The 16,501-nt window shown below is 70.9% G+C and carries 18 protein-coding genes; 5 read left to right on the top strand and 13 right to left on the bottom strand.

Annotation, left to right across the window (positions count from 1 at the left end):
* Positions 1 to 39 precede the first annotated feature (39 nt).
* Positions 40 to 321 (bottom strand): BPSL0761 family protein, encoded by a 282-nt coding sequence (locus tag JI742_RS07505; protein ID WP_201825186.1) that lies wholly within the window; start codon positions 319 to 321, stop codon positions 40 to 42.
* 275 nt (positions 322 to 596) lie between these two features.
* Here JI742_RS07505 and JI742_RS07500 point away from each other — a divergent pair, with 275 nt between their 5' ends.
* From JI742_RS07500 to JI742_RS07490, 3 genes are all read left to right on the top strand, one after another.
* Positions 597 to 917 (top strand): single-stranded DNA-binding protein, encoded by a 321-nt coding sequence (locus tag JI742_RS07500; protein WP_201825184.1) that lies wholly within the window; start codon positions 597 to 599, stop codon positions 915 to 917.
* A 329-nt stretch (positions 918 to 1,246) separates the two neighbouring features.
* Positions 1,247 to 2,737: a hypothetical protein gene (locus JI742_RS07495; protein WP_201825181.1), complete on the top strand. Its 1,491-nt coding sequence runs from the start codon at positions 1,247 to 1,249 to the stop codon at positions 2,735 to 2,737.
* Positions 2,734 to 3,708 (top strand): OST-HTH/LOTUS domain-containing protein, encoded by a 975-nt coding sequence (locus JI742_RS07490; RefSeq protein WP_236676822.1) that lies wholly within the window; start codon positions 2,734 to 2,736, stop codon positions 3,706 to 3,708. The genes JI742_RS07495 and JI742_RS07490 overlap by 4 nt, the downstream gene beginning before the upstream one ends.
* Before the next feature lie 459 nt (positions 3,709 to 4,167).
* Here JI742_RS07490 and JI742_RS14035 read toward each other — a convergent pair whose 3' ends face one another.
* The 10 genes from JI742_RS14035 to JI742_RS07445 form a co-directional block, all read right to left on the bottom strand.
* Positions 4,168 to 4,296 (bottom strand): hypothetical protein, encoded by a 129-nt coding sequence (locus JI742_RS14035; RefSeq protein ID WP_286184112.1) that lies wholly within the window; start codon positions 4,294 to 4,296, stop codon positions 4,168 to 4,170.
* Positions 4,297 to 4,754: 458 nt separating this feature from the next.
* Entirely contained in the window at positions 4,755 to 5,681 is a 927-nt protein-coding gene (locus JI742_RS07485) for a VWA domain-containing protein (protein WP_350309638.1), read from the bottom strand.
* Positions 5,678 to 6,244: an MxaK protein gene (locus JI742_RS07480; RefSeq protein WP_201825179.1), complete on the bottom strand. Its 567-nt coding sequence runs from the start codon at positions 6,242 to 6,244 to the stop codon at positions 5,678 to 5,680. Before JI742_RS07480 ends, JI742_RS07485 begins: the two co-directional genes overlap by 4 nt.
* Positions 6,241 to 7,272, bottom strand: coding sequence for a vWA domain-containing protein (locus tag JI742_RS07475; protein WP_201825177.1), 1,032 nt, complete (start codon positions 7,270 to 7,272; stop codon positions 6,241 to 6,243). Before JI742_RS07475 ends, JI742_RS07480 begins: the two co-directional genes overlap by 4 nt.
* Before the next feature lie 169 nt (positions 7,273 to 7,441).
* Positions 7,442 to 8,332: a calcium incorporation protein MxaA gene (locus JI742_RS07470; protein ID WP_201825175.1), complete on the bottom strand. Its 891-nt coding sequence runs from the start codon at positions 8,330 to 8,332 to the stop codon at positions 7,442 to 7,444.
* Positions 8,329 to 9,255, bottom strand: a complete 927-nt coding sequence (locus tag JI742_RS07465) for a DUF58 domain-containing protein (protein WP_350309637.1) — start codon at positions 9,253 to 9,255, stop codon at positions 8,329 to 8,331. The genes JI742_RS07470 and JI742_RS07465 overlap by 4 nt, the downstream gene beginning before the upstream one ends.
* Positions 9,252 to 10,271: an AAA family ATPase gene (locus JI742_RS07460; protein ID WP_201825173.1), complete on the bottom strand. Its 1,020-nt coding sequence runs from the start codon at positions 10,269 to 10,271 to the stop codon at positions 9,252 to 9,254. Before JI742_RS07460 ends, JI742_RS07465 begins: the two co-directional genes overlap by 4 nt.
* 169 nt (positions 10,272 to 10,440) lie before the next feature.
* Positions 10,441 to 11,541, bottom strand: coding sequence for a chorismate synthase (aroC, locus tag JI742_RS07455; protein ID WP_201825171.1), 1,101 nt, complete (start codon positions 11,539 to 11,541; stop codon positions 10,441 to 10,443).
* Between the two features lie 127 nt (positions 11,542 to 11,668).
* Entirely contained in the window at positions 11,669 to 12,133 is a 465-nt protein-coding gene (locus JI742_RS07450; protein ID WP_201825168.1) for a CBS domain-containing protein, read from the bottom strand.
* A 71-nt stretch (positions 12,134 to 12,204) separates the two neighbouring features.
* Entirely contained in the window at positions 12,205 to 13,491 is a 1,287-nt protein-coding gene (locus JI742_RS07445) for a YihY family inner membrane protein (RefSeq protein ID WP_201825166.1), read from the bottom strand.
* Positions 13,492 to 13,509: 18 nt separating this feature from the next.
* On the opposite strand from JI742_RS07445, the gene JI742_RS07440 reads away from it, so the two are divergent.
* Positions 13,510 to 13,893: a DUF2069 domain-containing protein gene (locus JI742_RS07440; protein WP_434057636.1), complete on the top strand. Its 384-nt coding sequence runs from the start codon at positions 13,510 to 13,512 to the stop codon at positions 13,891 to 13,893.
* 22 nt (positions 13,894 to 13,915) lie between these two features.
* Positions 13,916 to 15,376 carry an FAD-binding oxidoreductase gene (locus tag JI742_RS07435; RefSeq protein WP_201825162.1) on the top strand — a complete coding sequence of 487 codons (1,461 nt, stop codon included), beginning with the start codon at positions 13,916 to 13,918 and terminating at the stop codon, positions 15,374 to 15,376.
* 33 nt (positions 15,377 to 15,409) lie between these two features.
* On the opposite strand, the gene JI742_RS07430 is transcribed toward JI742_RS07435, so the two are convergent.
* Entirely contained in the window at positions 15,410 to 15,865 is a 456-nt protein-coding gene (locus JI742_RS07430) for a DUF1178 family protein (protein ID WP_201825160.1), read from the bottom strand.
* Positions 15,862 to 16,482, bottom strand: coding sequence for an NUDIX domain-containing protein (locus JI742_RS07425; RefSeq protein ID WP_201825158.1), 621 nt, complete (start codon positions 16,480 to 16,482; stop codon positions 15,862 to 15,864). Before JI742_RS07425 ends, JI742_RS07430 begins: the two co-directional genes overlap by 4 nt.
* Between the last annotated feature and the right edge of the window lie 19 nt (positions 16,483 to 16,501).

Here is a 16,501-nt window from a genome sequence, read left to right as displayed (position 1 = left end):
CAGTGAACAGGCGCCCTCCAGCAAGCCAGACGCGCGGCCTTACAGGTCTTCGAAGGCGGTACCTGGCGTCCTGCCCTGCTTGGCATCGTCTATCGCCGCCGCAGTCGTCGGGTTCGGCGGCGGCAGCGCCGCTGCAAAGAACATAGGCAGTGCCTTGTGCGCCAGGTCGAGCTCCCTGACTCCCGGGTAGTGACGCAGGAGTTGCCGCGCCAGGCAACGAATCTCATCGGGCACGCCGGGTGTCGATTCAGACGAGGTCAGCTCATCCAGGAACTGCCTTGTCTCCAGCAAGGCACGGGTTCGTTCGTAGGGCGTGGTCATCTTGGCTTTCCTCGGCGACCCGGTCGATTCTGGCAGGCGGTCTGGGCAGCTTCGGAGAACACGTTCTCTGATGTCGCAAGGCTGCGCTGACCATGCTCACGCGAGTGGAGCCGGTCCTCGACTCGGCATGCTGAGACGTCGCTACATGTGTTGCGCATTTCCGCGCACACGAGATGCGAGCGCCAGCAAAAGCGCACTGAGACTCGGCGGAGCCGGTTTGACGGACGTTGCTACACGTCGTGACGGAGCTGTTCCGTCAGACACGAGGACACTGCATGCAAGTATTTGGAAACGTCGCCACCCAGCCCGAGCGCAAGCGCAGCAAGACCACGAACAAGGACTACTACGAATTTCGCTTGGCAGAGAGCCAGCGCGGGGCCAACGCCGACACCTGCTGGTACTCGGTGAGGGTGATGAAAGAGGACAAGCCGCAGTTCGACAAGGGCGACTTCGTCAAGGTCACCGGCAGACTCAAGACCGATTTCTATCTGTCACGCGAGGGCAAGCCCACCGGGACCCTGCTCATCATCGCGTTCGAGGCGGCCAAGATTGCCAAGCCGGCCTCGTCCTCTGTCGCCACCGAGGTCACCAGGTAACGAGTCCTCTCCCGCACACGCCTGCACGTCGAACCGGGGAAGACCATAGACCATTCGGCCCCCGCCAGCAGATGCTGCGGGGGCCATTTTCTGGCGCCTGCCATCGCCTCTTCCACTCGCCTCGCTCGCGCCAGAGTGTCTGCATACCCGCCATGCGATAAGCGGCGCGCAGGTGTTCGTCGCGCGCCTTCCGTCCGCATCGGAGAAGCAGCCCCAGCGACATGTTCGATGTCATGAAGCACCAGACACCCTTGACGACCCATCGGTCTGCAGGCGCTGGGCGAGCGGACCGTCTTTGTCGATGCCCGTCGACGCCTGCGAGGAGAACCATGTCTGATGCCATCAAGTTCACCCCCAGTCCGGTGTTCGACCGCGCGGCTTCCGCGCTCGACCTCGCCATCGAATCGTTCTGGTTCAACCAGTACCCGGCCGAACAGGCAGCCAAGCTCGAAGGCCGCATCAAGATGGCGGCGAAGCTGCTCGCCAAGCTTGCCAACCTCCAGCACAGTCATGCTCTTGAGGTCGTCGCTCAGGCCTTGCGGTTTCCATCGTGGCATCACCTGTCGGCCCACCTGACCAGCGCCCAGGCCTTCGAGAAGGGTCTGTTGCCCGCGGGGTGGCTGGACGCCTTGGCGGGAGCTGTCGTGCTGACAGTCCAGGCCGAAGACGACGTGGCCATGCCGGCTGCACAGCTCGAGGCACTGGAACAGCTCGGGGAGACCCTGGCGATGCTGACCGACACCCCGAAGCAGCACGTGCTCGACGGCGTCTCGGCTGCGCTTTGCGGTGGGCGCAGCTGGCAAGCCGTGCGACGGCGCAGCCCGCTGTACGCGCTGGAGCCGCTCTACCGCTTCGTGGTGTACCCGAAGGATGCCGAAGGCGGCAGCGGTGGCAGCTTCGAGGAGAGCCCGGCCTGCAGCCAACTCGTCGAGCAGTTGGACGAACAGTGGCAAGGCTATGACGAATTCACCAAGCCCCGGAAGAAGCAGGCCAGGCGATGGGTCGAGTCCACGCTGGCGGCACAACCTGGATTCTTGGAGGCAGGACTTGCCTTGGCCTGGATGCAGCGCGAGGCCAAGGAGGCAGAGGCGCTGACGACAGCGAACCGTTTCGTCCGACTGGCCGAAGCGCTCATGCCCAAAGGCTACAAGGGCCATGTTCGATGGGGACATCTCGGCAACCGCGTCTATCACCGCCTGCTCTGGCTGCAGATGTCCCTCAACCACGATGCAGGGCTCGGCGCGGCGGCAGCGAAGGTCGCCCGCAAGATGCTTCGCTTGAACCCCGGCGACAACCTCGGGGTGCGCTACGTGCTGCCGTTCCTTCAGCTCGAGCATGCCAACCTGGTAGCCGCGAAGCGCTCGCTCAAGGCGCTCGAATCGGAGTCGGGACTGACGGCCAGCGCGACACGAGCCTTCGTCGCATTCGCGCTCGACGACCTCAACACTTTTCGACGCGAGCTGACCGAGGCCTTGTTCACATTGCCGATGCTGCGGGCATTCCTGCTCAACGACCCGAAGGCGCTGCCGAAGGACGAACCAGGCTACCGGTCCGTGCAGCCGGACATGGACACCTTCGCCGAGTTCGCCTGGCCCAGCTACTGCATCCTGCCCGGTCTGCGTGCCGCGTGCCAGGCCTTCCTCGCCGAACCCGTTGTGCTGCAGACGGAGCGGGAACTGCGCACCTACTGGTCGGCCTACTGGCCGACCCGCGGCGACCCTGCTCGGCCCCGAGTGGGAAGCCATGAGGGCTGGGAGCAACTGCTGACCGAGTGCATCGACCGCGTCGCTCGTTGCGGACCGGCCCACGTAGCGCGATGACCACCGCATTCGACACCGAGTCCAGTCCTGAAGGTCATCGCGACGCGCAGCACGGCAGGCCGGGCGACGCGCTGCACGAGAAGCACCGCGAAGTCCAACGCCTTCTCGGTCGCTGCATGCTGCGCCTGCAGCAGTACGAGCGGCTGATGAAGACCCTCCTTGCCCACCACGAGTTGGCGGGGCCCGTCGACACGCTGGAAGCGCAACGGGCCTCCCGGGTCGACAAGCTGGCCGACAAGAGCCTTGGGACGCTGGTGAAGGCCTTGTTCGAGTCCTACGCGGTGGTCGACGACTGCGAGCGCGACCTGCTGCCCGAAGGCAAGACGCCGACCGACCGGGTGGCGATGGCCTTCAGCCAAAGGATGGTCATGGCGCCGGAGAGGCTGGCGCAGGCCCGTGCTGCGGTCGAGGACCTGGTCGCGATGCGCAATCAGCTCGTGCACCACCTCATCGACCGCTTCGACCTTTGGAGCGACGACGGTTGCGCGGCTGCGGCCCGTCATCTGGAAGCCTGCTACGAGCGCATCGACCAGCACTTCGGTGAGCTGGCAGGCTGGGCGCGGAGCATGGACGAGGCTCGGGCGCTGATGGCATCCTTCACCCAGTCCGATGCCTTCCGTGAGCTGGTCGTCAACGGCATCGCACCGGATGGCAGCTTCGAGTGGCCTGTCAGCGGCATCGTCGGGGTGCTCCGGAAAGCCGAGCAGCACCTGTCGGAAGGCGGCTGGACGCGGCTTGACCGCGCGCGCGAATGGATGGCGTCGACCCATCCCGAACAGACGCCGCAGAAGTACGGCTGCCGGGCCTGGCCGCAGGTGCTCAGCGAGTCGCGCCAGTTCGACCTCGAGTACCGCGTCGGCGAGGATGGCCGGAAGTTGGCGTGGTATCGCGCGCGGGCCCTGCGGAGCGTGCGGGGCGCCAGGACAGAACGGGGCGGACGGGGCGACAAGGTCGCGAAGGGCCAGCCCTGAGCCACGCCGTGTGGCCGCTGCTTGAGGGGCGCCCGTGCGTCGAGCTACCATCCGCAGGCGTTGGAGGGGTGTCAGTAAAAGTGTCAGTAAAACGACCCCAAAAACGTGTCGATTGCTGTCGCGCGAAGTCGGACGCAGTCGGCTAAGTTGTTGATTTTCCTAGGTCTTGTGCTCGTGTGTCGCAGGCTCTGCGACCCTGGAAGCCCGCTGTTAATCCGTAGGTCCCTGGTTCGAGCCCAGGTCGGGGAGCCAAATCAGATGAAGGCCCAGTCGCGAAAGCGACTGGGCCTTTTGTCTTTCTGGGTGCGCCGGGAGCGACCTGTCGCCAAAGCACGGGCTCGCGCACAGCGTGCCCATTGACCTTGAGAGGCACAGCCTGCCCGCTCCAACGCAAAAGGGCCGGACGCTCGCGCATCCGGCCCTTTTTCAGGTGACGGGGATCACCTCATGCGCCCGTGCTCACCAGCAGCAGGGCAGCAGTTCGGCGCAGCAGGCTGCGCCGGCGATGCAGCAGGTGGCTGCGAAGGCGGACACGGAAAAGGCCGAAGCGCCGAGGGCCGCGAGGGCCTTGACGGTGAAAGACTTCATGGTGGAACTCCGAAAGGGTTTGAGACGTGGGGACGGTGGGATCGGCCCGTCTCAGTCCGGCGGGCTCCAGGGTGGGGTGGGCAGGGCAGGCGTCGGGCTGGGGGCCGCGGGCTGCGCCTTCTCCATCTGGCCTGCCTGAGGCTTGGGGGGAGGGGCCGAGGGCAGCGCGGGGGCGGTGGCGCAGGCGGCGCATCCCTGGCCGGCGCCATGCACGGCACAGCAGCTTGCCTCTGTGTCGCCGCAGCATGCCGTGATCGGTGCCGCCACGGCACCCAGGCCGATCCACGCGAGCAGCGCAACCGCCACCCATTTGCCGAGGATCGTGCGAAAGCTATCCATGGCCGCAAGATAGCGCGGATCCGCGGGGCCCGAGGGACAGCCCCCCAACAGCCGACCCGGCGGGATGGACAGGCGGGCGGGCAGGCTGGCCACCCGTCGGCCCCCCTGCCGCCAGCCCTTCAGCGCCGCCCGAGGCGCAGGGGCCATGCCGGCCGGTGTCGCCAGGCCAGCAGGCCCAGGGCGGCGAGCGCCGCCACCCAGCGCAGGTCGGTGGGCGTGGGCTGTTTGCGCGCCAGGGCGGGGTCCAGCACGGCCTCGACCAGGGCGGTGTCGCTGCCCAGGCGGCGGTAGCCGAAGCCCAGCAGCTTGGCGACGGCCTTGAGATGCTCCTCGCGCAGCTCCGACAGGTGTTCGGTGCTCTGGCCGACCGGCCGGTCGGCCCGCTGCACCACTTCGTCGGCCGCCCAATGGCCGGCCGGCTGGCCTTCGCGGGTGGTCTTGGGGATGGGCTGGGGCAGTTCGCCACCCACGCCGATGAGCAGGCCACCGACCTCGCCTGCGGTGATGTCGCCCATGGGCGGCGGGGTGTTGCCGGCCATGGGCGGGGCCTCGTGGCCGTCGGTGAAGAAGAGTACCCGGGTGCCTTCGTCGACATTGCGGGCGGTGCGGATGCTCCAGGTCACGCCCTTGGCGATGTTGCTGGCATTGGCCCAGCGCATGCGGCCATCGATGGCGTCGAGCGCGGCGAGCAGGTCTTCGTAATGGCTGCACACCTCCACCGGCAGCATCAGCGGCAGGGTGCGGTAGTCGGCAAAGATGGCCCAGCCCACGCGCGATCCGCAGGGCAGGCGCGGCAGCAGTTCGCGCACAGCGGCACGGGCGGCGTCCAGGCGGCTGAGGCTGCGGCCGTCGCGGACCATGTCCTCGACGTCCATGCTCTGCGTCAGGTCGAAGGTGACCAGGTAGGTGACGCGGGGCCGCTCCAGTGTGATCGGCGGCAGCGCCAGGGCCAGAGCCAGCAGCAGCACGGCCCCGGCCAGGGCATGCTCGCGACGCCACAGGGCGCGAAGCTGGCCCCCCAGCATGCCGGGTTGGCGCCAGCTCACGGCAGGTCCCCGGGTTCCATGCCGCGCAGCATGATCTGCCGGCGCTCGACGGGCACATCGTCCTCGGCGGCCAGGGCCTCTTCCAGCTCGGGGGCCAGGCGCAGGGCGCGTTCCAGGTTGTAGCGGGCATCCCAGTCTTCGGGCGCGACGCGCAGCAGGTCGCGGTAGCGCTGCTTGGCCAGCTCGACCAGGGGCAGGGCTTCGTCGCCGCCCTGGGCCAGGGCCTGGCGCAGGGACAGGTTGCCGAGGTTGAAGAGCGCCTGGCGGCTCAGCGCACTGTCGGCCGCGGGGCCGGCGCTGCGCAGCACGCTGCTGTAGGCCTTGAAGGCCGCCTCATGCGCCCCGGCGGCGGCCAGCGCAGTGGCCCGGGCCAGGCGCAGCTCGACCGGATCGTCGCTCGAGGGCAGGACAGGCCGGGCCAGGTCGACCGGGGCCTCCAGGGCGGCACGCAGGCCGGTGTTCATCCGCTCGGCCTGGTCCAGGCGCAGGGCCTGGGCCAGGGCCAGGGCGGCGCAGGCCAGGGCCAGGCCGCCAAAGATCGCGTGTGCGCTGCGTCGTCTCATGCCGGCGTCCGAAGCTCGGGGGCGGGCGGCCGGGGCCAGGCCTGCAATTGCAGCGCGCGGCAGACCAGCAGGCCCAGGGTGCTGAGCAGGGCCAGCAGAAAGAAGGCGCTGCGGTAGTCGCTGCGCGGAAGCCGCCGCTCATAGACCAACGGCAAGTTCTGCTGGCGGTCGATCTCGGCCATGGCATTGGCCATCATCTGCGCGTCGTCGGTCTGGTAGAGCCGGTAGGGCGTGGCGAGCGAGCCGAAGAAGGTGTGCAGCGCCAGTTCCTCGGCCGAGTCATAGCTGCCACCGCTCTCCTGCGTGAGGTCCGGCGAATTGGGATTGCTGCGGATGTAGACCCAGTACAGGCCGATGCGCTCGCGGGCCAGGCCGGCGCGGATGCGCTCGCGCGTCGGCTCGTCGAGCTGGGCGCCGCCGTCGGACACCACCAGCACGATGCGGCTGCCGGCATAGGGCCGGCCGCTGAAGGCCTCGATCGCCGCCAGCAGGGCCGTGCCCATGCGCGTGTCCGGCAGGCCGCGGCCGATGCCGGTGGCGGCCAGGGCCGCCTGCACCAAGGCATGGTTGTCGGTGAAGGGCACGATGGGCATGGCGCGGGTGCTGAAGGCGATGAAGGCAAAGCGGTCCTCGGGCCGCTTGGCGACGAACTGGCTGAGCAGGCCGCGCACCACCTCGCTCTTGCTGGGCAGGCTGTTGAACTGGCCGCCCGCCTTCACGTCCTTGGGAATCACATTGGCGTCCATGCTGCTGCTGCGGTCCATCAGGATCAGCAGCTCGGCGCCCCGGCCGCTGCGCAGCTCGGAGCCACCGTCGCGGCCGGGGCCGGCCAGGCCGATCACTGCAGCGACCAGGGCCAGCACCGCCAGGACCTGGCCCAGCCGGTCGACGAAGCGGCCCAGGCGGTCCGCCGGCAGCCAGGCAATGGCCGGGAAGGCCAGGTCATCGGCCGGCCGGCGCTGCAGGGGCAGCAGGGCCAGCGGCAGCAGAAGCAGCCACAGCGGCTGGGCGAAATCGAAGCCTTGCATGCTGCGCTCAGAAGGTGTGAATGGACCGGCCGTGTCCGAGCAGGTCGGCCGGAGTCGTCCCATCAAGGCGCAAAGCACAGCCGTAGCCCGTGCTACGGCGAGCATTTGCAAGGCCGAGGGGGCGGCTCCGGGCGGCATGAGCGGGCATGGCAGGTCCGTTCACACCTTCTCAGTCTGCAGTCTGCTTCTCGACCTGCCGCAGGGCCAGGGCCAGGGCGCGCAGGCTCGGGTCGGGCCGGGCCGAGGCCGCGCCGAAGAAGCGCGCATTGGAGGCCGCGAAGAAGGCCTCCAGCTCGGCATGCAGCGGCTTCCAGGCCGGCCGCTCCTCAACCAGCCGCGCCAGGCTGGCGGCATGCACCACCCGGCCGGCGCTCTGGTTGATGGCCTCGTGCAGGGCCTGCCAGTCGTCCAGCCGGCTGCCGTCGGCGCGGCGCAGGCGGGCGCTGGCGCGTGCGAAGGGCAGGGTCTGCGCCTCGCGCCACTGCTGCAGGGTCCACCAGCCCAGCCAAGCCAGCAGCACCGCCGCCAGGGCCGCCAGGGCCGCCTGAAGGGCCTGGCGCGGCGCGGCGGTGTCGCGCAGGGCCACCAGGCGGTCGGGCTGCAGGGCCGGCAGCTCGCTGCCCTCGGCGGGGCTCAGGGGCCCCAGGCTCACCGGCCAGGCCGGCACGGCCAGGGTCGGCCCCGCGGTGGTGGGCAGGCTCAGGGCCGGCAGGCGGATCATGCCCAGGCTGGGAGGCGCATTGATCACCTGGTAGTCGATGCGCAGCCACTGCACGCCCTGTGCATCGCGCTCGACCGCGGGCGCCCGCCGATCAAGCCAGAGGCCGACGCGGCCGGCTTCGGGCAGGGCCTTGGGCGCGAGCGCCTCGGCGCCCTGCCCAAGCCGCACCCGCTGCGTCAGCACATCGCCCAGCACATGGCCGAAGGCCCGCGGCTGCATGACCTGGGCGGCCTGCACCCGCTGGGCCGGCGGCGTCTGCGCGGGCGCTGCGGTGGGCAGGCCGCCGAGGCTGAGGGCCAGGCCGAGGGTCAGCAGTCCGGCAGGCAAGGCTCGCCTCATGCCACGCTCTCCATGAAGTGACGGGTCAGGGCCTCGGCATCGAACTCGCCGGCGGGGCCGAGCAGGTCGAAGGGCGGCAACGCGCGCGCGACGCACAGGGCCTGCAGGGCGGCGCGGCGGGCGGCAACGGCGGCATGCCAGTCCTGCCGCACCCGCTCGCGCAGCCACAGGCTGCGGCGCGCGCCGGTCTCGGCATCGCGCAGGCTGAGCAGGGCATCGACCCCGGGCGGCACGACCTCGGCCGGATCCCAGACCAGCACCGGCAGCACCCACGCCGGGCTGAGCCGGTCGATCTGCGCGGCCAGCCCGTCCAGCGGCATGCCGTGGAAGTCCGACACCAGGACGACCAGGCTGCGCCGGCCGGCCAGCCGGTCCACGCAAGCCCGCAGGCCGGCGAGCGGGTCGGCGCCCGGCCGCGGCGGCGCCGCCGGCGCGCAGGCGCGCAGGCCTTCGGCCATCACGCGGCCCGCGCCACGGCTGTGGCGCGGGGGCAGGAAGAGGTCGGTGCGCTCGCCCGCATCGAAGGCCATCAGGCCGACCGGGTCGCCGGCGCGGAAGGCGCTGTGACCCAGGACCTCAACGAAATCAGCCACCCGGTCCAGCTTGGCGCGCTGCGCGCCGAAACGCATCGAAGCCGAGACATCGACCACCGCCTGCACCGGCACCGCCACCCGCTGGCGGGCGATGCGCACCAGCCAGTCGCCCTGGGGATCGCGCAGGCTGGCGCGCAGGTCGATGCGGCGCGGGTCCGGATGGTCGAGCAGCCGCCGATGCGCCGCGAACTGCTGGCCGGCGCCCAGGCTGCTGCCCTCGTGCGCGCCCGGCCGCTGGCCGCCGTGGCGGCCCGGCAGCTTGTAGTGGAACTCGGCCGGGCCCCGGGCTGGCGCGGGGGGCGGCAGCGACGGCAGGGGAGAACGGCTCACGGCGCGGCCACGCGGTCCAGGATGCGGGCGATGAGGGCGCCGGCCAGCTCGGCACGGCGCAGCTCGTAGATGGGGGTGAAGAAGATGCGGTGGCCCAGGATGGCGGGCAGCACCGCGCGCACATCGTCGGGCTCGACATGCAAGCGGCCGTCCAGCCAGGCCACCACCCGGGTGGCGCGCAGCAGGGCGCTCATGCCGCGCGGGCTGGCACCGGCCAGGATCAGGCGGTTCATATCCACGCCGTCGAGGGTGATGCCCAGGTTCTGCGGCGTCTCGCTGGCCTCCCAGAGGTCGAGCACATAGCGCTCGATCGTCTCGCTGGTGCGCACGCTCTTCTGGATCAGGGCCGCGATGGTGTTGAGCTCCTCGGCCGGCAGCAGGGCGGGCGCCACCTGGGCGATCAGCGCCTCGGTGTCATGGAAGGCGGTGTCGAAGACCAGGGCGCGGCGGATGCTGCGGTCGGTCGGCTTGCTCATGTTCAGCTCGAACATGAATCGGTCCCGGGCGGCCGAGGCGAGCTCGAAGGTCTCCTCCTTCTCGACCTTGTTGCGGTCGGCGAAGACCGTCATGTGCGGGAAGCGGTATTCGCGGTTGAAGGCCGAGACGGTGCGCTCGGCCATGGCGCGCAGCAGCAGCGACTGCACCTGCGGCCGGGCGCGGTTGATCTCGTTGAAGAAGAAGGTGGTCAGGCGCTCGCCGTGGCGCAGCAGGGGGCCCGGGTCGATGCGGGGGCGGCCCTCGGCATCGACATAGGTGTGATAGATCAAGTCCCCGGGCATCAGGTCCACCGTGCCCTCGACCCGCTCGAAATCGCCGCCGATGGCGCGCGAGAAGGCGCGCAGCACCGTCGTCTTGCCCACCCCGACATCGCCTTCAAGCAGCACATGGCCGCGGGCGAAGGTCGCGACATTGATCAGGCGCAGGGTCTGGGGCTGGCCGATCACGGCCTGGGCCACTTCGCGCTCGACGCGGTGCGCGAGCTCGCGCCAGTCCTGCAGGGCGTTTTCGGTGTTCATCCTCGGGGGCTCGGTGGGTCGGGGCCGCCGCAGTGTTCGTGCGCGCCCCGCAGCGCGCAGCCGGGCAAGCCCTGACGGCAAGCTGAACGAGACCTGCTAGGCGCAGGCTGCGGCCCGCTGGCGCGGGCCCATCCCCCCGGGCCGGCGCGGCCGGCCCTGCTTAGGCCGCTCAGCCCGCCGAGGCCGGGATCGCCGGGGTGGCGACGCGCACGTCGCCGCACTGCGCGCGGTGGCGCAGGGCATGGTCGATCAGCACCAGGGCCAGCAGGGCTTCGGCGATGGGCGTGGCGCGGATGCCGACGCAGGGGTCGTGGCGGCCGAAGGTCTCGACCGTGACCGGTTGACCATCGAGGTCGATGGACTGGCGCGGGATGCGGATCGAGCTGGTCGGCTTGATGGCGATCGAGACGCGCAGGTCCTGGCCGCTGCTGATGCCGCCCAGCACGCCGCCGGCATGGTTGCTGCGGAAGCCCTGGGGCGTGAGCTCGTCGCCATGCACGCTGCCCGGCTGGGCGACGCAGGCAAAGCCGGCACCGATCTCGACGCCCTTGACGGCATTGAGGCCCATCATCGCGTGGGCAATGTCGGCATCGAGCTTGTCAAAGATCGGCTCACCCCAGCCGGGCGGCACGCCCTGGGCCTCGACGACGATGCGGGCGCCGCAGGAGTCGCCCGCCTTGCGCAGCGCATCCATATGGGCTTCGAGCGCCTCGATCTGGCTGCGGTTGGGCGCGAAGAAGGGATTGTTCGGCACATGCTCCCAGCCCTCGAAGGCGATGTCGATGGGGCCGAGGGCGGCCATGCCGCCGCGCAGGCTCACGCCGTGATGCTGGGCCAGCCACTTGCGGGCCACGGCGCCGGCGGCAACGACCGGGGCCGTCAGGCGGGCCGAGCTGCGGCCGCCGCCGCGCGGGTCGCGCAGGCCGTACTTGTGGTGGTAGCTGTAGTCGGCATGGCCCGGACGGAAGGTCTGGACGATGTTGCCGTAGTCCTTGCTGCGCTGGTCGGTGTTGCGGATCAACAGCGCGATGGGGGTGCCGGTGCTCAGGCCTTCGTAGGTGCCCGAGAGGATCTCGACCTGGTCGGCTTCCTGCCGCTGGGTGACATGGCGGCTGGTGCCGGGGCGGCGGCGATCGAGTTCGGGCTGGATGTCCTCGACCGACAGCGGCAGGCCGGGCGGGCAGCCGTCGATCACGCAGCCGATGGCCGGGCCGTGGCTCTCGCCGAAGGTGGTGACGCGGAAAAGGTGGCCGAGGGTGCTGCCGGACATGATCGGGACGGGTCGCGAAAAAGACCGCGATTGTCGCCGAGGGGGCCCGCGGCAAGCGCCCTGCCCTGCGTCCAACCGAAGACACCGGCCCGGCCCCGCCGCAGCGGGCTGCCGGGCGGCGCCGCGATCACTGCTGCTGCTGGGCGGCCGCGTCGTGGTCCGAGGGCCAGTCGCGGATGTAGGCCTTGAGCATGCGGTTCTCGAAGTCCTGGCTGTCGACCACAGCCTTGGCCACGTCGTGGAAGGAGATCACGCCGTGCAGGGCGCGGCCGTCCAACACCGGCAGGTAGCGGGCATGGCGGCCCAGCATCATGCGGCGGACTTCGTCGATGTCGGTCTCGGGGGTGCAGGTCAGCGGATGGTCGTCCATCACGGTGCGGACGATGGTGTCGCCGAGCGCGCCGCCCTTGGCCATCAGGGCCTGGATCAGCTCGCGGAAGGTGAGCATGCCGGCCAGGTCGCCATGCTCCATGACGACGACGGAGCCGATGTCCATCTCGGACATCATCTTCGCCGCGCGCTGCAGGGTGTCATCGGGCGAGACGGTGTAGAGGGCGGCGCCCTTCACCCGAAGGATTTCACTGACTTTCATGGCTGTTCTCCTGGGATGTGATGCCCGACCGTGCTGGGCCAATATAACCAAGCCCCCGGGCGATGCAAGGGTCATCGCCCTGAGTTGCCGCTCGCCGTGTCCTGGGGCACCGGGCTGCGGCCGATCAGCTCGGCCAGGCTCATGCGCTCGAAGCCGGCCGCCTGGCGAAAGGCCGCGCTGGCCTCGCCCGGGGCCAGCAGGGTCTGGGCGATCAGCGGCTCGCCCGGCGTGCGCGCGGGGTCGACGAGCAGCACGTAGCGCGGCGGCTCGGCCTCGTCGAGGCGGGCGATCCAGTCCAGCGCCACCAGCAGGCCGAGGGTGGGCTCCAGTTGCAGCGGGTCCACGCGCAGGCGGCGCGCAAGCTCGGCCGCGCCCAGGCCCTGGGCCGACGAGGACGCGCGCGCGGCATGCAGCAAGCGCAGCAGCACCAGGGCCAGCTCGAAGGCCGAGCCCGGCCCCTCGGGCAGGCGCCGCACGCGCATCTGCAAGCTGGGCGCATAGGCCGCGATGACCGCGCCGAAGAGCACGATCAGCCACACCATGTAGAGCCAGATCAGGAAGAGCGGCAGGGCCGCGAAGGCGCCATAGACCCGGCTGTAGCCCGGCACCTGGCCCACATACCAGCCCAGCAGGCCCTTGGCCACTTCCAGGCCGACCGCGACGAAGGCACCGCCGGCCAGGGCATGCGCCCAGCGCACCGTGGTGTTGGGCACGTAGTGGAAGAGCGCGGCTGCGAAGCCGCCGACCATCAGGAACTCCAGGCCCGACAGCAGGATGCCGACCCCGCCGCCCGGCCGACCCGAGACCCAGCCCTGCCCGGCCGAGATCAGGTAGGAGGTCATCGACAGGCTGATGCCCACCAGCAAGGGCCCCAGCGTGGCGGCGGCCCAGTAGACCAGCACCCGCTGCGCGATCGGCCGGGGCTGGCGCACGCGCCAGATGCCGTTGAGCGTGCGGTCGATGGTCAGCATCAAGGCCAGGGCCGTCATCACCAGGATGACCAGGCCCAGGGTGCCGAGGCGGTTGGCCTTGAGGGCGAAGCGGGTCAGGTTCTCCAGCACCGGCCCGGCGATGCCCTCGGGCACCAGGCCCTGCAGGAACTGGTTCTCCAGCGCGCGGCGGAAGGGGCCGAAGACGGGGAAGGCATTGAAGAGCGCCAGGGTCACCGTCATCAGCGGCACCAGGGCGATGGTGGTGGTGAAGGTCAGGCTGCTGGCGGTCAGGCCGAGGCGGTCCTCGCGGAAGCGCTGGGCCAGGGTGCTGAGGGTGTCGCGCCAGGGCCAGCGTTGCAGGATCTCGGCCAGCTCGGCCGCGCGTTCGCGCAGGGCCAGCAGACGCAGGGCAAGGGTCGAAGCCATGCTGGCATCATGCCAGCCATGTCCTTTCTCCCCGTCCCGACGCCCCGGGCCGCCGCGCAGAGCCGCGCCGCCGCCCTGGGCCTGCTTCTGGCCCTGATCGCCCTGGGCCTGCTGTGGGAGCTGTGGCTCGCACCCACCGGCACCGGCACCCTCGCGATCAAGGTGCTGCCCCTGGTGCTGGCCCTGCCCGGGCTGCTCAAGCAGCGGCTCTACACCTTCCGCTGGCTGAGCCTGGCGGTGTGGCTCTACTTCACCGAAGGCGTGGTGCGCGCCTGGAGCGACCCGGCCCCCAGCCAGGCGCTGGCGGGGCTGGAGATCGCGCTGAGCATCGCGCTGTTCTGCGCCTGCGCGCTGCATGTGCGCCAGCGCCTGGCCCTGGGCCGCGCGCAAGCCGCCGCCTGAAGCCCCAGCGCCCCGGCCCGCGATGGACCGCCCGGAGGCCCTGCTCGACACGCTGCGCCAGCACATCGGCCCGGCCCATGTGCTGCGGCCCGAGGATGCCGACCTCTCCGCCTGGACGGTGGACTGGCGCAAGCGCTACCACGGCCGCCCGCTGGCCCTGGTGCGGCCGGCCGATGCCGCCGAGGTGGCGACCGTCATGCGGGCCTGCGCCGCCGCGGGCGTGGCCGTGGTGCCGCAGGGCGGCAACACCGGCCTGGTGGGCGGCGGCGTGCCCGATGCCAGCGGCCGGCAGATCCTGCTGAACCTGGGCCGGCTCAGTCGCGTCCGCGCGCTCGACGTCGACAACCTCACCCTCACCGTCGAGGCCGGCTGCATCCTGCAGCAGGTGCAGCAGGTGGCGGCGGCCGCCGGCCTGCTCTTCCCGCTGAGCCTGGCCGCCGAAGGCAGTTGCACCATCGGCGGCAACCTGGCCAGCAATGCCGGCGGCACCGCGGTGCTGCGCTATGGCAATGCGCGCGAGCTCTGCCTGGGCCTGGAGGTGGTCACGCCGCAGGGCGAGCTGTGGTCCGGCCTGGGCGGCCTGCGCAAGGACAACACCGGCTACGACCTGCGCGATCTCTACATCGGCAGCGAAGGCACGCTGGGCATCCTGACCGCGGCCACGCTCAAGCTCTTCCCCGCCCCGGCCGCGCAGACCACCGCGCTGGCCGCCTGCGCCAGCCTGGAAGCCGCGGTGGCCCTGCTCGGCCGGGCGCGCGCCGCGCTGGGTGCCGCGCTGACGGGCTTCGAGGTGATGAATGCGGCGGCACTGGCGCTGGTCGCCCGCCACTTCCCCGCCCTGCCCCGCCCTTTCGCGGACGGCGCCTGGCCGGCCTGGACGGTGCTGATCGAACAGTCCGAGGCCGGCAGCCCCGACGCGCCGGGCGAAGCTGCTGCCGCCCGGGCCACCGAGCGCTTCGAGGCCCTGCTGGCCGGCGCGCTGGAAGCCGGCACCATCGACGATGCGGTGGTGGCCGCCAGCCTGGCCCAGTCGCGCAGCCTGTGGGCGCTGCGCGAGCACATCCCGCTGGCCCAGGCCGAGGCGGGGCTCAACATCAAGCACGACATCGCCCTGCCGGTGTCCCGCATCCCTGCCTTCGTCGAGGCCAATGGCCGCGACTTGGCAGCGGCCTGCCCGGGCAGCACGCTGATCTGCTTCGGGCATCTGGGCGACGGCAACCTGCACCACAACCTGCAGGCGCCGGCCGGTATCGATGCGCCGGCCTTCCTGCGCGCGCACGAGGCGCAGGTCAATGCCCTGGTGCATGACGCGGTGCAGGCCGCGGGCGGCAGCTTCTCGGCCGAGCACGGCATCGGCGCCTTGAAGTGCGAGGAACTCGGCCGCCGCAAGGACCCGGTGGCCCTGGCCCTGATGCGCCGCCTCAAGCAGGCCCTGGATCCGCTCAACCTGATGAACCCGGGCCGGCTGCTGCCGCCGGGCTGAGGGCCCGCGTCCCTGCGTCGGCGCGGGTCGCGCTCAGTGGGTCGGGCCCTTCAGGGCCTCGGGGAGGGGCAGGCTGTGCACCTCGATGCCCTCTTCGCGCAGGGCCAGCCGCTCCTCGGGGCTGGTCTGGCCTCGGATGCCTCGCTCCGGGCTTTCGCCGTGGTGGATGCGGCGGGCCTCGTCGGCAAAGCGCGGGCCGACGTCCTCGGTGTGGTCGAGCACATGGCGCACGGCGCGCATCCACAGGGCTTCGACGCTCTGCTGCTCCGGCGTGGCGCGGGCCGGCCGGGCCGGCGGCGGCAGCGCCTCACCGCGCGGCGCGCCCGAAAGGTTCAGCCGCGGCGCCGAAGGGCGCTTGTCGACCTTGGGGCTGCCGCACAGCGGGCACTCGACCAGACCACGCGCCTGCTGGTCGGCATGGTCGGCTTCGGAAGCGAACCAGCCCTCGAAGCCGTGGCCGTGCTCGCATTGCAGGTCGAAAACCTTCATGCCGCCGATGATGCGCGATCCGGGCCGGCCGGTGCGGCCTGCCAGTCCAAGGCCCAACGGCCATCGCGCCAATGGCGCAGCCAGAGCATGCCGATCAGGGTCTTGGCATCGGTCAGCTCGCCGCGGGCGGCCTGGTCTTCCAGGGCTTCCAGCGTGGTGGTCTGCACGTCGAGGAACTCGCCCTCGTCGAGCCGACGTTCGCCCAGGCTCAGGCCGCGCGCGAACCAGACCTCGATGCCCTCGTTGCTGTAGGCGATCGCGTTGTGCAGCAGGCCGGCGCGCGCCCATTCGGTGGCGCGGTAGCCGGTCTCTTCGGCCAGTTCGCGGATCGCGCAGGCCAGCACCGGCTCGCCGGCATCGAGCTTGCCGGCCGGGAACTCGATGAAGGCGCGGTGCAGGGGGTAGCGCCACTGGCGCTCGACGACGAGGCGGCCGTCGTCGAGCAGCGGCACGATCATCACCGCGCCGGGGTGGACGATGTACTCGCGCGCGGCCTCCTGCCCGTCAGGCAGGCGCACGCTGTCGCGGCGCACATGCAGGAAGTGGCCGCGGTAGACCTCGCGGGTGTCGATCGGCTGCTCGCGCAGGTGGGCGTCGGGCGGGAGGCTATCGTTCATCGCGAGGCCCGTTCGTGCC

The sequence above is a fragment of the Piscinibacter lacus genome (assembly GCF_016735685.1).
Lineage (GTDB): Bacteria > Pseudomonadota > Gammaproteobacteria > Burkholderiales > Burkholderiaceae_C > Aquariibacter > Aquariibacter lacus.
This window is presented reverse-complemented; position numbering and strand designations above follow the sequence as displayed.

Excerpts from the sequence above, each read along its gene's own strand:
- JI742_RS07490 (WP_236676822.1), top strand. The coding sequence starts at position 2,734 with ATGACCACCGCATTCGACACCGAGTCCAGTCCTGAAGGTCATCGCGAC.
- JI742_RS07475 (WP_201825177.1), bottom strand. The coding sequence starts at position 7,272 with ATGCAAGGCTTCGATTTCGCCCAGCCGCTGTGGCTGCTTCTGCTGCCG.
- JI742_RS07445 (WP_201825166.1), bottom strand. The coding sequence starts at position 13,491 with ATGGCTTCGACCCTTGCCCTGCGTCTGCTGGCCCTGCGCGAACGCGCG.
- aroC (WP_201825171.1), bottom strand. The coding sequence starts at position 11,541 with ATGTCCGGCAGCACCCTCGGCCACCTTTTCCGCGTCACCACCTTCGGC.
- JI742_RS07480 (WP_201825179.1), bottom strand. The coding sequence starts at position 6,244 with ATGAGACGACGCAGCGCACACGCGATCTTTGGCGGCCTGGCCCTGGCC.
- JI742_RS07425 (WP_201825158.1), bottom strand. The coding sequence starts at position 16,482 with ATGAACGATAGCCTCCCGCCCGACGCCCACCTGCGCGAGCAGCCGATC.
- JI742_RS07500 (WP_201825184.1), top strand. The coding sequence starts at position 597 with ATGCAAGTATTTGGAAACGTCGCCACCCAGCCCGAGCGCAAGCGCAGC.
- JI742_RS07440 (WP_434057636.1), top strand. The coding sequence starts at position 13,510 with ATGTCCTTTCTCCCCGTCCCGACGCCCCGGGCCGCCGCGCAGAGCCGC.
- JI742_RS07470 (WP_201825175.1), bottom strand. The coding sequence starts at position 8,332 with ATGAGGCGAGCCTTGCCTGCCGGACTGCTGACCCTCGGCCTGGCCCTC.
- JI742_RS07450 (WP_201825168.1), bottom strand. The coding sequence starts at position 12,133 with ATGAAAGTCAGTGAAATCCTTCGGGTGAAGGGCGCCGCCCTCTACACC.
- JI742_RS07435 (WP_201825162.1), top strand. The coding sequence starts at position 13,916 with ATGGACCGCCCGGAGGCCCTGCTCGACACGCTGCGCCAGCACATCGGC.
- JI742_RS07495 (WP_201825181.1), top strand. The coding sequence starts at position 1,247 with ATGTCTGATGCCATCAAGTTCACCCCCAGTCCGGTGTTCGACCGCGCG.
- JI742_RS07430 (WP_201825160.1), bottom strand. The coding sequence starts at position 15,865 with ATGAAGGTTTTCGACCTGCAATGCGAGCACGGCCACGGCTTCGAGGGC.
- JI742_RS07505 (WP_201825186.1), bottom strand. The coding sequence starts at position 321 with ATGACCACGCCCTACGAACGAACCCGTGCCTTGCTGGAGACAAGGCAG.
- JI742_RS07460 (WP_201825173.1), bottom strand. The coding sequence starts at position 10,271 with ATGAACACCGAAAACGCCCTGCAGGACTGGCGCGAGCTCGCGCACCGC.
- JI742_RS14035 (WP_286184112.1), bottom strand. The coding sequence starts at position 4,296 with ATGAAGTCTTTCACCGTCAAGGCCCTCGCGGCCCTCGGCGCTTCGGCC.